Genomic DNA, 12,571 nt, shown 5'->3' on the forward strand with positions numbered 1-12,571 from the left:
TCTATCCTACCGTGGTTTATTTTACACCCATCAATCACAAGATTCAACGAATGACCAGATTTCTCCACGCGAAAATTCTCGCGGTACCGGTCCTTATGGCATTGTTATGCCCTTCACTTTCATATGGACAAAAAGCGAAAGCCGGACATGTACTCACCACCGATGAAGCGAAAATTGTAAAAAAGGATGCTGCTACTTTGTTTGTTTCGACAGACTATAAAGGAGCATTGCCGGCATACAAGGATCTTGTAAAAGCGGATCCCGGCAATCCGGATTACAATTATCGTCTCGGAGTTTGTTATCTGATGACAAATGTTGACAAGAAGGCTGCGCTTGCATGTCTTGAAAAAGGCAAGACTTCAAAAGATGCCAAAAAGGATCTGGCATTTTATATGGGAATGGCCAATATGTACAATCTCAATTGGGACGCGGCAATAGAATCATTTCAAAGTTACAAGCAAAGCAGCGCGAATAAACCCATGAAGGATTTTCTTCCTACTGATCGCCTGATTGAAATGTGTAACAATGGAAAACAACTTTGCGCGACAAAGGTGAATGTGACATTTACGAATATGGGGAAAGGCATCAATACTCCCTATGAAGAATACAATCCCTTTATTTCCGCGGATAACAAGGTGCTTATTTTTACTTCCAGGAGAAAAGGAAATATCGGCGGGTTCATTGAAGACCTTGGAATTTATACTTCCGATTTGTACTGGTGCGTATGGAAAGATACCATCTGGAGCAAACCCAAAGGACTTGGCGGTATTGTGAACAGCGAATGGGATGAGGAATCAGTCGGACTGAGCGCTCTCGGGGATCAGTTGTTTATTTATTTTGACAATGTCGAAGCTTTTGCTGATTTGGGAATCGCTTCTATCAAAGGAAAAACCTGGCAAAAGCCGGTGATGATGCCGGAGCTTATCAATTCCAAACAATACGAAGGCGGAGCCTGCACTTCTCTTGACGGTAGCGTCATCATCTTCTCCAGCAACCGCAAAGACGCGCTTGGCGGAAATGATCTGTGGATGGTTCAGAAAGAAAAAAGCGGCGAATGGGGACCGGTAACCAATCTCGGCTCTGTGATCAATACAAAGTACGATGAGGAATCACCATATCTGACGATGGACGGCAACACCCTTTATTTTAGTTCTAAAGGACACAACAGTATGGGAGGATATGATTTGTTCAAATCCAAAAAAGATCCGGCTACAGGCAAATGGACAGCTCCTGTGAATCTTGGCTACCCAATCAATGATCCGGATGATAACTCTTTCTTTTCAATTACAGGCGACGGAAGATATGCTTACATCTCTGCGCTGATGAAAGATGGTTATGGTGATCGGGATATTTACAGGATGGAATACAACGATACTACCGATCATCCTTTCCGCTCTGTCATTACAGGTACAGTCAGTTCTTCCACAGGAGGCAGAATTGAACTGACAAAAGTTACTCTGACAAATAAAGCGGATCAGTCTGCTCTTGTTTACAAACCAAATACTGCTACCAACGCTTTTATATTGAATGCCGCGCCGGGAGAATATACCCTGAGTGTGGAAGGTTATAATTTTGCTCCTTACAATGAAGACATTACAGTCGGAACTGAATTTCCACCCGTGGAGATCAACAAGAAGATTGCTGTGACTTCCACAAAATAGAAACGAATGCAATTACAGCTGAAAAAACCGATTGTTTTTCTTGATCTCGAAACAACCGGTGTGAATGTCGGGGCCGACAGAATTGTCGAAATCGCTTTGTTGAAAATCTTTCCGAACGGAAACAAGGATTCGAAAACAATGCGCATCAATCCGACAATTCCAATTCCGGAGGAAGCTTCGAAAGTGCACGGTATTTATGACAAAGACATCCAGGATTGTCCAACATTCAATGATGTGGCCAGAGATATCAATGCTTTCCTTGGTGGTTCTGATCTGGGTGGATACAATTCAAACAAATTCGATATTCCGCTCCTGATTGAAGAATTTACGAGGGCCGGTATACATTTCGATCTGAATGAAAGAAAACTGGTTGATGTGCAGAATATTTTCCACAAAATGGAACAACGTACACTTGCAGCCGCCTATAAATTCTATTGCAATAAAGATTTAATGAACGCGCATAGCGCGGAAGCGGATACCACCGCGACGTATGAAGTCTTGCTTTCCCAGTTGGACAAGTACGAGACCCTGAAAAACGATGTCGATTTCCTGGCTCAATTCAGTTCTATAACAAGGAATGTAGATCTCGCTGGAAGAATTGTATTTAATGAGAAAGGTGAAGAAGTTTTCAATTTCGGAAAATACAAGGGTCGTCTCGTGAAAGAGGTTTTTAAAACAGAACCTTCCTATTACGACTGGATGATGAAAGGTGATTTCGCTACCAATACCAAAAATGTCATTACACAATTGCGTTTGAAGGAGTTCAATAAATAAAAGAGAACATTAGTATTCATGAAAATCATCTGTATCGGAAGAAATTATGTGGAGCATGCTCTTGAGCTGAAGAATGAAGTTCCTACGGAGCCGGTGTTTTTCATGAAACCGGACACCGCTGTTCTTCCACCCGACCGTGCATTTTATCTTCCTGATTTTTCCAGTGACATCCATCACGAAATCGAACTGGTTTTAAAAATTTGCAAAGAAGGAAAAAACATCACTCCGGAATTTGCATCACGGTATTACGATCAGATTACCGTAGGTATTGATTTTACGGCAAGGGATATCCAGCAAAAGCAAAAAGAAAAGGGCTTACCCTGGGAACCTGCGAAAGCTTTTGATCATTCTGCTCCGGTGGGGACATTTATTCCGTTCTCATCATTGAAGAATCCAAAAAGTATTTCCTTCCATCTGGATATTAATGGCAAAACGGTTCAAAGCGCCACAAGTGATCTGATGATCCATTCTTTTGACCAGATGATCAGTTATGTCTCGCGTTTTGTAACACTCAGAAAAGGCGATCTCATTTTTTCCGGCACTCCTAAAGGTGTTGGTGCCGTTAAGCCTGGAGATAAACTGTCGTGTTTCCTGGAGGAGCAATTGTTGCTGACGGTGGATATTAAATAAAAATTATCCGAGTTTTTTTTCGCGCAAAGGGCGCAAAGTTAAAACGCAAAGTTCGCAGAGGGATTTATTGCAAAAAAAAGAGCCTGCGGGTGGCAGGCTCTTTTTGGATGGGAGAAGGTTTTATTTCTTTTCTGGATCAGCTCCGGTAGAGGATGTGCTGTCGGTATTGGTTGCACCAACATCCATCGTATTTCCACCCTCAGCGCCGTTTAAGGATTCCTTGGTCATGTTTACTTTCCATTTGCCTTCAACACGCATCATATTCAGCGGAATCTCCCCTTCTTTTCCTTCTTCTTTATACATCACCACGGCATTATCGCCTTCAATTTTTTCAGAGACAATTTCAAATTTAAGTTCCTGAGTCTTCGCAGAATCCTGAACCATTTTTGAAAAACCGGCCATCATGTCCATCAGTTTACCGGTATCTTCCGTTCCATATTTCTTTGCAGCCTGAAAGTCATAACTGTAAAACGCTTTCAGGAAAGAATCCGCGACAGCTTTGGGAGAATCCCCTTTCCCGCAGGAAATGATGAACAACATCAGACTGGCAGCAAAGAGATACTTGATTTTAGATTTCATTGGTCGGTTTATTTATTGGTTTGAATAGTTGTAAGCATAAATTTCGCGGCAGTGCGGACTCAGGTAAATATTATCACAGGAAACATACGTCCTTCCGGAGAACCTGGTCAAAGGTAAAAAATTATTATCCCGGCTGGCGCTGGTCAGCAGCTTATAGACCAGTTCCGTACAGTACATTTTGCCATCCGATTTTAAATCGAAATCGGTGTCAAATTCGAGACCTTCACGGTAATGACGAAGCAAATCATTTTCAAGCTGAACCACTTGTTCCTTCTGCAGATCCGTTCTGTATATAGCAAAAGAATGGTTCTGATCCGGTCTGCAAAAGTTGGCCAGACTCTCCTTCTTCATTTTGTTGGTTTTGTTTTCTTCTCCACCAATACAGTGATAAACAAACACATTTCCATTTTCAACGACAATAATTCCCGCATGCGAGTAACGCTGGTCTTTTCGTGATAACTGCTGAAAAGCATTGCTGATAAAACCACGGCCATGACGAAAAATCAGGTCGCCGGTTTTCAGGAGATGCTGATCTGGGGAAGCTTTGAGCCAGGAATTTTTTATCTGGAAAGGTTGCATCCTTGCTGTTACCGGCTCAATCATGCCCGAGCCTGAAATAAAAATCAGCAGCATGGTACCGCAAACAAGAATCAACAACAAAGCATCGGAAAATTTCTTCATCCTTACATGCGTTCAGGCACTGTGATACCAAGCAAATTCATGGATTGACGAATCACTGCCGATGTAAGTTCGCTCAAGGCCAGACGGAAAGCGGAAACATCAGTATTTGCCTCGTCAACAATTACGTGATCGTGGTAAAAATGGTTATAGGCTTTCGCTAAATCATAAGCATAATTCGCCATCAGGGCCGGACTGAAATTTTGTCCGGCTTCACGTACCATTTGAGGATAAGCATAAATCAGACTGATCAGATGTTTCTCCTCTTTCGAGAATTTTCTTTGTCCGCCTGCTTTCTCCGCGATCTGCATTTTATCGCCTTTCTTCAATACCGAACGAATCCGTGCATACGTATACTGGATGAATGGACCTGTATTTCCATTGAGATCAATACTCTCGGCCGGATTGAACAACATCCGCTTTTTCGGATCCACTTTCAGAATGAAATATTTAATGGCTCCCATTCCCAGTGAATGGTACAATTCCTTTGCTTCAGCGGAATCGAAATCGTCGAGTTTGCCCATGGCTTTTGTCGCCATTTCCGCTTCTTCCACAACATCTTTGATGAGATCATCCGCGTCCACAACGGTACCTTCCCTGGATTTCATTTTACCGGAAGGAAGATCCACCATTCCATACGACAAATGGTACAAACCATCCGCCCAGGGACGCTGTAGCTTCCTGAAAATTCCACGCAGGACTTTAAAGTGATAATCCTGTTCGTTGCCGACAACATAAATCAATTGCTCCAGTCCGGGATATTCGTCAAAACGTAACTGCGCAGTGCCGATGTCCTGTGTAATGTATACCGAGGTTCCATCCGCACGCAACAAAACTTTTTGGTCCAGACCTTCATCGGTCAGATCAACCCAAACGGATTGATCATCTTTTCTGAAAAATGAATTGGCAGCCAAACCGGCTTCCACCATTTTTTTACCCAAAAGATAGGTTTGTGATTCGTAATAGATTTTATCAAAATCTACTCCCAGCTTTTTATACGTCTGCGCGAAGCCTTCGTAAACCCAGCCATTCATCTTTTCCCACAATGCTCTTGTTTCAGCATCGCCGGCTTCCCATTTGCGAAGCATTTCCTGAATCTCGGTAGCCAGCGGAGCTTTTTTCTCGGCTTCTTCCGCGGAAATACCACGCTCGGTGAGTTCTTCTATCTGGGCTTTGTATTTTTTATCGTAAATGACATAGTATTTACCGACAAGATGATCTCCTTTCATCCCTGTGGATGCAGGAGTTTCTCCTTGTCCCCATTTCTGCCAGGCAAGCATGGATTTACAAATGTGAATCCCGCGGTCATTGACCAGGTTAACTTTCACAACCTGATGACCATTGGCTTTCAAAATTTCCGCGACAGAATAACCCAGAAGGTTGTTACGGATATGTCCGAGATGCAGAGGTTTGTTGGTATTTGGTGAAGAATATTCCACCATGAGCAAACGCGGTTTCAAAGGCGAACCGCTGTTTCTTTTCGGATCAAATAATAACTGATGATCTGCTTTTACCGTATTGAAAAATTCGTTCCAGAAATTTTCGGAAACAACCAGATTCAAAAAGCCTTTTACAACATTGAAAGATGCCAGTAATGAGGAATTGGAAAGCAGATGATTCCCGATTTGTGTCGCGGTTTCCTCCGGAGATTTGCCCGATTTTTTTGTGAATGGAAAAACGACAAGCGTCTTATCGCCTTCAAATTCTTTTTTGGTATCCTGTAAGAGGATATTTTCCTCCGTCTCTGAAATCCCGTAGAGGTCTTTCAAAGCGAGGACAATACTTTGCTTCAATTCTTTCTCGAACCACAAACCCATAAAATCCGATGCCTTAAATAATAAACCCTGAAAATATTTTCAGGAGCTGTTAAGATAAAACCTTTTTCTGATCAGATCCATCCGGTCTGATCGTTTTGCAAAAGTAATAGTCTTCGTGAGATATCAGCGGTTCAGTTCAATGAAAGAATTCAGCTTCCGGAAGAAGCAATATTCCCGGAACATTTTCACCGTTTCGGTTCAGAGATCCTGTAGGAGAAGCTTAATTCGTGAGCTGGCTGACGACCCTCTGGAGAATTTCGAATGTGTTTTCCGCCATCAGGTTCTCTTTGTCGAGTGTCGGGTTTACTTCCGAAATCTCAAAGCAAATGACTTTTTCATTCTGGATGAGACGGACAAGCAAACTACCCGCTTCTTTCTCTGTAATTCCATTGCGGACCGGTGTTCCGGTTCCTTTAGAAATGGAGGAATCCATACTGTCCACATCGAAGGAAATGTAAATCATGTGACAGCGTGACAAATGAGCCAGGGCATCACGGGCGATCTTTTCAACACCGTTCCGCTTCACATCGTTTGTGCTGAATATTTTGACTTTATTCTTTTTAAGCAAATAGGATTCTTCCGGTTCGACGTCACGCAAAGCGATAAAAACCAGGTCGTTCCAGTCAATTTTGGGAGTGATCCCTCCTATCCTTTTGATCTTGCCCCAGTTTTCAAGAGTGTCCTTATCGGGTTTGTTCATCTTGTTACTGGCATTGTCTTCAGCAAGAACAGCAGCCAATGGCATCCCGTGCATGTTGCCGGAAGGTGTGGTCCAGGGTGAATGCATGTCGGCGTGCGCATCGATCCAGATGACTCCGAGACGTTGTTTCGGGTAAGCCATTTTAATACCGGAGATCGTGCCGGCGGAAGTACTGTGGTCTCCTGCCAGCACTATCGGGAACTCATTATTCTTGAGAGAATTTTTTACCACGTTGGCTGTGCGCTCCAGAACGGTGAGCAAACTTTTTATTCTCTTCGCGTACGGACTTCCGGGCGATTCGAACAAACTGAGATTCTCCGTCTGTACTTCTACTGAATCAATCTTTTTAAAGAGCGTACTACCGTAATCGAAGGCGGCAATTTTGATCGCATCCGGACCCATGCTTGCTCCGCGGGTACCGGCTCCTACCTCTGACTTCACTTCAACAAACCTGATCTTTTTCATTGTTTACCTTTCGTTTATTCTATTCAAAAAATTTATTCCCTACGTATGTTATAAATGTAAGTTACTTACTTTAGCAGAAATTTGTCAATCCGGGTGACTTACTTCTGGTCCCGGAATCTCAAGAACCACTCATTCCCTCCCTGATTAAAATGAAGAACACCTACCGCGACCTCATCGAGCAAACCTTTTACTTTCCGCAGGAAGGATTTGAAGTGATCGATAACCAACTCCACTTTTACGGTATTGACTTGATGGAAATTATCAAACAATACGGTACTCCTCTGAAAATCACTTATTTGCCTAAAATAGGATCACAAATTAAGAAAGCCAAGCGAATTTTCAATGTAGCGATCGCAAAAGCCGACTATAAAGGGTCCTATACTTACTGTTATTGTACGAAGAGTTCGCATTTTTCGTTCGTTTTGCATGAAGTTTTAAAGAACGATGTCCACCTCGAAACTTCCTCTGCTTTTGACATTCCGATTATCCGATCCCTTTACCAGGAGAAGAAAATCGATAAGAACATCTTTATCATCTGCAACGGTTACAAGCGTCCACAATACATTCAATACATCAGCGAACTGATCAACGATGGTTTTGAAAATGTCATTCCTGTTCTGGATAACATGAATGAGTTGCCTTTGTATGAGAAGAAAATCAAAGGACGTAAGAAGGTAAAAGTCGGAATCCGCATTGCAGCCGGTGAAGAACCCAATTTTGAATTTTACACCTCCAGGCTCGGGATTCGCTATGATGAGATCAAAGATTATTACCTGAAAAACCTGAAGAAGAATTCAAAGTTTCAGCTCAAGATGCTGCACTTCTTCATCAATACAGGAATCAAAGACAATGCTTATTACTGGAGTGAGCTGAATAAATGTGTGAATGTTTATTGCGAACTGAAAAAGATCTGTCCTACTCTGGACTCTCTCGATATTGGCGGCGGCTGGCCGATTCGTAAATCCCTCGGATTTGAATACGATTACGAATACATGGCTGAACAGATCATCAAGCAAATCAAACAGACCTGTAAAGCACAGGGAGTCGACGAGCCGAACATTTTTACGGAGTTCGGTAGTTTCACTGTTGCTGAAAGTGGCGCGACGCTGTTCTCCATTATCGACAAAAAACAGCAAAATGACAATGAGCTCTGGTACATGATCGACAGCTCATTCATCACTACGCTTCCTGATACCTGGGGAATCAAACAGAAATTCATTCTTCTTGCGATCAACGATTGGGAAAAGGATTACAACCGTGTGAACATTGGCGGTTTGACCTGCGACAGTGATGATTATTACAATACCGAATCTCACGTCAACCAGGTTTATCTTCCCAAGGAAGATGAGCCCAAGGGAGAGACCTTGTACATTGGATTTTTTCATACCGGCGCTTACCAGGAAAGTATTGGAGGCTACGGTGGAATTCAGCACTGTCTGGTTCCGGCACCTAAACACGTGATCATTGACCGTGATGAAGAAGGTGAAATTACAACCCGTCTTTTTGCAAAAGAGCAAAGTGCAAAGAGTATGTTGAAAATTTTGGGATACTAAAACCTGCACCACAATGGCAAAAGTAACAGGACTTGGAGGAGTTTTTATACAAGCCGGCGATCCGAAATTTCTTGCGCGCTGGTATGAAGATCATTTGGGAATTCCATTCGGCACGCATGTGTATGCCAGTTTGAAATGGCGTAATCAGGAAAAACCGGAAGAAGTTTGTACAACCGCGTTCAGCATGTTCCCTACTCCTGCCAATTATTTTTTACCGAGTGAAAAGAGTCTGATGATCAATTTCAGGGTAGAAAATTTAGCAGAACTTTTGAAAGCTTTGCAGGAAGAAGGAATCCCGGCATTAAAGCCCATGGAAGAATATGACTATGGTAAATTCTGCTGGGTGATGGATCCCGAGGGAAACAAAATTGAACTCTGGGAACCTGTTGAAAGTGGTTTTGGAGAATCCGCGCAAACGGTGCCGGTGTCAGGAGCTGTTGAAGGACTTGGAGGAGTTTTTATCAAGAGTAAAGATCCTGTTGCTCTCTCCAAATGGTATGAAAAGAATTTTGAAATCCCTTTCCATGGAGGAAACCATATTTTCAAATGGTTGCACCAACACCAACCTGCCAAAGAAGGAAATACCGTTTTCGCTTTCTTTAAAGAATCGACCACCTATTTTCAGCCTTCTGAAAAGTCATACATGCTGAATTTTATTGTCAGTGATCTGAATACTTTACTGTCAGATCTCAAATCATCACATGTAGAAGTCGATCCCAAAAAAGAAGATCACGACTACGGTTCTTTCGGCTGGATCATGGATCCGGATGGCAATAAAATCGAGCTTTGGCAGGCAAAGGGATAAGAATATTTTTCCGAAAAAATCTCTTTACAAAAATTCCACTTCGGTTGCACCGAATCCGTATTGTTCCGGCGGAGCTTCTCCATATTTAATGAATGGAATCTTTTTCAGCTCTTCCCTGATCGCGCTTTTCAATACTCCTTGACCAACCCCATGGATAAAGGTAATTTTATGAAACTTGTTGATCATTGCCTGATCCAGTTCGTAGAGAAAATAATTGAGCTGATAAGCGATGATCTGCGCGTTGTTCATTCCTGAGTAATCCTTCAGCAGTTCTTCGATGTGAAGATCAACAACTTTTGTCCGCGACAGAACAGTAAATTTCTCCGCTTTTCCTTTTCCCCCTTTGGGTTGATTTCTCAGACTTTCTTCCGTTTCTTTTTGCTGGTATTTATCGAGGAGTTTTGAAATGTCCAGTTCATTCATCGGGTTCAGGCTGCAGAGAGGCATTAACAAGACAGGCAATTCCTCTCTTCGCAGCGAGCTTTTATTGGAAGGATCGAGGAAATCGGAACCTGAGAAAGTCAGTTGTTTAATAATTGGTGACCGTGGTCGGAATTCCTTTTTGCCAAAAAAGAGGAACTGAAATTCAAAGCCGTCGAAGCGGTGCAATTGATCCGGTGAAAAAACACCCAGTGTAATTTCTGATCTTGCTGACAAAGCCCCGGAATCGATCCCTGAACGAAACTCCGCAAGTTTCCTGGCAACTGTAAATACTATTTCGTAAGTAGTATTATTGACTAAAATCAGTTCGATTTCGGACGTTAAAGGAGTCTTTTCCTGCACCATTTTCAGGGCAGCATAAATGGTATCGTCCGGTTCCAGGGACTGAATGACATCCGCTTTTCGCTGGATAGGTTTCGATGGCAATGGCAGGGTCTGGACCTCTTTGTCTTCCATTTTCTTTTGAGGTTCCAAAGGAAGTTCCGCATCCAGTTGAAATTCAATGCGAACCAGCTGCCTTTCCGCTGCTATGTGTTTAAATCCATCGCTGTCGGACACCTCAATTTTGTCGTTAGAAAGAATACGAACGACTTCGCCTTCCAGATTGTCGTTCAGGAAACGGACTTTGTCACCGGGTTGTAATTTCACTTTACAGGGATTTATACAATGAGCGATCTATTCCAATAACCGGAATTCGCGAAAATGAAATTAAGCCTTAATACCGGAGTTTATTGCAAGTCATTTCAGGCTTTTTCAGCAGTGCATGGTGTATAACAATTTTATGAATTGAAAGATCGTACTGCGATATAAAATAGCCTAAACACCAATGATGTATGTCATGCTATCGGATGAAAAAACAAAATGTTAAATTTCCATATTTTGCAATAAATAATGTCCTTTTTTCTCCACCAGATAATATTATCCTTATCTTTGCAAAGGAGTTAGTGAAAAGCTGCGACACTTCTTATTGATTCCTCCAATCATTACTTAGAATCTTTTATCCCTGAAATGGAGTTTATTCAACAGTTAATTGATTTTATTTTACATATCGATCGACATCTCATCGAGATGGTGAATCAGTATGATAAGCTCACTTACCTGTTGCTTGCCTTGATCATATTCTGTGAAACAGGATTTGTGATTACTCCCTTTCTGCCGGGTGATTCTTTATTGTTTGCCGCCGGAGCATTGGCTGCAACGGGTTCATTGAGCATTGGCTTATTGATTCTGATTCTCTTTCTGGCAGCATTTGCCGGGGACAATACAAATTATGCTATTGGAAACTTCATCGGGCATAAAATCATTGATTCGAAAAGAAAATTGATCAAAAAAGAATACATCGATCGAACACATGCCTTTTATGAAAAGCATGGCGGAAAAACAGTTGTGATTGCCAGATTCATGCCTATTCTCAGAACCTTTGCTCCGTTTGTGGCAGGACTGGGAAGTATGACCTACAAGCGATTCATCACTTTCAGTCTGCTCGGAAATGTACTTTGGATAACGGGTTTTTTACTCGCAGGCTTTGCCTTCGGGAACATTCCCGCCGTCAAACAAAACTTCACTCTTGTAGTATTCGGTATTATCATTCTCTCTCTTTTACCAATGATTATTGCTTATATAAAGGCGAAATTCTTCCCTTCAAAAACTGCGAACTAATAATTTAACCTCAAATTCCTTCTATCATGAAACGTTTTGGTTTATTTGGTCACCCACTCGAACATTCCTACTCAAAGAAATTTTTTCTCGAAAAATTTCAACGTGAAGGACGTAGTGATTGTGCATATGAAAACTATGACACAGAGAATATTTATGATTTAAAGCAAATCGTAAAAGACACTCCTGACCTGGTAGGACTGAATGTTACAATTCCTTTCAAGCAGGACATTATTCCTATGCTTGATAACCTGGATGACATTTCACAAAAAATTGGTGCAGTCAATACAATTCGTATTCATCGCCAGGACAATGGGAAATTTGAGCTCCACGGATTCAATACAGATGCATGGGGATTTGAACTGGCCATCCGCCCTATTCTTCGCCCTCATCACCGTCGTGCCCTGATTCTGGGTACCGGAGGTTCAGCCAAAGCAGTTTCATTTGTATTCCGTAAACTGAATATCGAACACTTCTTCGTAACCCGCGAGGAATCCAGATTCCATTATTCTTATGCTGATCTGAACGCGAATACCATGAAAGCATTTCAGGTAATCGTGAACACCACTCCTCTTGGAATGTATCCAAATGTGAATGAGTGTCCGAATATCCCTTACGAATTCCTGACACATAAAAACCTGTGTTTTGATTTGATCTACAACCCTGCACAAACAAAGTTTCTTGAGAAATCGAAAGAAGCCGGTGCATTTATCCATAACGGTTTCCGAATGCTTCGCCTTCAGGCGGAAAAATCCTGGGAAATCTGGAATGAACCTATTTACGTTTAAAGAAAAGGCCGGTTTATCCGGCCT

The 12,571-nt window shown here is 42.2% G+C and carries 12 protein-coding genes; 7 read left to right on the forward strand and 5 right to left on the reverse strand.

Features of this window, described 5'->3' with window-relative positions:
• Window positions 1-50 precede the first annotated feature (50 nt).
• From IPP86_13940 to IPP86_13950, 3 genes are read left to right on the forward strand one after another with little or no spacing between them, the layout of a single operon-like run.
• Window positions 51-1,661 carry a PD40 domain-containing protein gene (locus IPP86_13940; protein MBL0139611.1) on the forward strand — a complete coding sequence of 537 codons (1,611 nt, stop codon included), beginning with the start codon at window positions 51-53 and terminating at the stop codon, window positions 1,659-1,661.
• 6 nt (window positions 1,662-1,667) lie between these two features.
• Window positions 1,668-2,435 carry a 3'-5' exonuclease gene (locus IPP86_13945; GenBank protein MBL0139612.1) on the forward strand — a complete coding sequence of 256 codons (768 nt, stop codon included), beginning with the start codon at window positions 1,668-1,670 and terminating at the stop codon, window positions 2,433-2,435.
• An 18-nt stretch (window positions 2,436-2,453) separates the two neighbouring features.
• A complete protein-coding gene (locus tag IPP86_13950; GenBank protein ID MBL0139613.1) occupies window positions 2,454-3,065 on the forward strand; it encodes a fumarylacetoacetate hydrolase family protein in 612 nt (203 codons plus the stop codon).
• Window positions 3,066-3,185: 120 nt separating this feature from the next.
• Here the strand turns inward: IPP86_13950 and IPP86_13955 are convergent, their stop codons facing one another.
• The 4 genes from IPP86_13955 to rocF form a co-directional block, all read right to left on the reverse strand.
• Window positions 3,186-3,644: a DUF4878 domain-containing protein gene (locus tag IPP86_13955; protein MBL0139614.1), complete on the reverse strand. Its 459-nt coding sequence runs from the start codon at window positions 3,642-3,644 to the stop codon at window positions 3,186-3,188.
• Between the two features lie 12 nt (window positions 3,645-3,656).
• On the reverse strand, window positions 3,657-4,325 hold the full coding sequence (locus tag IPP86_13960; protein ID MBL0139615.1) for a hypothetical protein: 669 nt from the start codon (window positions 4,323-4,325) through the stop codon (window positions 3,657-3,659).
• A 2-nt stretch (window positions 4,326-4,327) separates the two neighbouring features.
• On the reverse strand, window positions 4,328-6,139 hold the full coding sequence (locus IPP86_13965) for an arginine--tRNA ligase (protein MBL0139616.1): 1,812 nt from the start codon (window positions 6,137-6,139) through the stop codon (window positions 4,328-4,330).
• 220 nt (window positions 6,140-6,359) lie between these two features.
• Window positions 6,360-7,304, reverse strand: a complete 945-nt coding sequence (gene rocF, locus IPP86_13970; protein ID MBL0139617.1) for an arginase — start codon at window positions 7,302-7,304, stop codon at window positions 6,360-6,362.
• Between the two features lie 149 nt (window positions 7,305-7,453).
• Between rocF and IPP86_13975 the strand changes: the two genes are divergently transcribed.
• Both IPP86_13975 and IPP86_13980 read left to right on the forward strand, forming a co-directional pair.
• The gene (locus IPP86_13975; protein ID MBL0139618.1) at window positions 7,454-8,857 is read left to right on the forward strand and encodes an arginine decarboxylase; all 1,404 of its coding nucleotides are present in this window, start codon (window positions 7,454-7,456) and stop codon (window positions 8,855-8,857) included.
• 13 nt (window positions 8,858-8,870) lie between these two features.
• The gene (locus tag IPP86_13980) at window positions 8,871-9,662 is read left to right on the forward strand and encodes a VOC family protein (protein ID MBL0139619.1); all 792 of its coding nucleotides are present in this window, start codon (window positions 8,871-8,873) and stop codon (window positions 9,660-9,662) included.
• A gap of 24 nt (window positions 9,663-9,686) precedes the next feature.
• Here the strand turns inward: IPP86_13980 and IPP86_13985 are convergent, their stop codons facing one another.
• Complete coding sequence (locus tag IPP86_13985) at window positions 9,687-10,751, reverse strand: DUF2027 domain-containing protein (protein MBL0139620.1); 1,065 nt, start codon at window positions 10,749-10,751, stop codon at window positions 9,687-9,689.
• 360 nt (window positions 10,752-11,111) lie between these two features.
• Here IPP86_13985 and IPP86_13990 point away from each other — a divergent pair, with 360 nt between their 5' ends.
• Together IPP86_13990 and IPP86_13995 are read left to right on the forward strand one after the other, a co-directional pair.
• Window positions 11,112-11,762 carry a DedA family protein gene (locus IPP86_13990; protein ID MBL0139621.1) on the forward strand — a complete coding sequence of 217 codons (651 nt, stop codon included), beginning with the start codon at window positions 11,112-11,114 and terminating at the stop codon, window positions 11,760-11,762.
• Between the two features lie 26 nt (window positions 11,763-11,788).
• Window positions 11,789-12,547, forward strand: a complete 759-nt coding sequence (locus IPP86_13995) for a shikimate dehydrogenase (GenBank protein MBL0139622.1) — start codon at window positions 11,789-11,791, stop codon at window positions 12,545-12,547.
• Window positions 12,548-12,571: the final 24 nt, after the last annotated feature.

It is taken from the genome of Bacteroidota bacterium (assembly GCA_016720935.1).
In the GTDB taxonomy this organism is placed as follows: domain Bacteria; phylum Bacteroidota; class Bacteroidia; order AKYH767-A; family 2013-40CM-41-45; genus JADKJP01.

Excerpts from the sequence above, each read along its gene's own strand:
- IPP86_13945 (MBL0139612.1), top strand. The coding sequence starts at position 1,668 with ATGCAATTACAGCTGAAAAAACCGATTGTTTTTCTTGATCTCGAAACA.
- IPP86_13980 (MBL0139619.1), top strand. The coding sequence starts at position 8,871 with ATGGCAAAAGTAACAGGACTTGGAGGAGTTTTTATACAAGCCGGCGAT.
- IPP86_13990 (MBL0139621.1), top strand. The coding sequence starts at position 11,112 with ATGGAGTTTATTCAACAGTTAATTGATTTTATTTTACATATCGATCGA.
- IPP86_13975 (MBL0139618.1), top strand. The coding sequence starts at position 7,454 with ATGAAGAACACCTACCGCGACCTCATCGAGCAAACCTTTTACTTTCCG.
- rocF (MBL0139617.1), bottom strand. The coding sequence starts at position 7,304 with ATGAAAAAGATCAGGTTTGTTGAAGTGAAGTCAGAGGTAGGAGCCGGT.
- IPP86_13940 (MBL0139611.1), top strand. The coding sequence starts at position 51 with ATGACCAGATTTCTCCACGCGAAAATTCTCGCGGTACCGGTCCTTATG.
- IPP86_13955 (MBL0139614.1), bottom strand. The coding sequence starts at position 3,644 with ATGAAATCTAAAATCAAGTATCTCTTTGCTGCCAGTCTGATGTTGTTC.
- IPP86_13960 (MBL0139615.1), bottom strand. The coding sequence starts at position 4,325 with ATGAAGAAATTTTCCGATGCTTTGTTGTTGATTCTTGTTTGCGGTACC.
- IPP86_13965 (MBL0139616.1), bottom strand. The coding sequence starts at position 6,139 with ATGGGTTTGTGGTTCGAGAAAGAATTGAAGCAAAGTATTGTCCTCGCT.
- IPP86_13950 (MBL0139613.1), top strand. The coding sequence starts at position 2,454 with ATGAAAATCATCTGTATCGGAAGAAATTATGTGGAGCATGCTCTTGAG.
- IPP86_13995 (MBL0139622.1), top strand. The coding sequence starts at position 11,789 with ATGAAACGTTTTGGTTTATTTGGTCACCCACTCGAACATTCCTACTCA.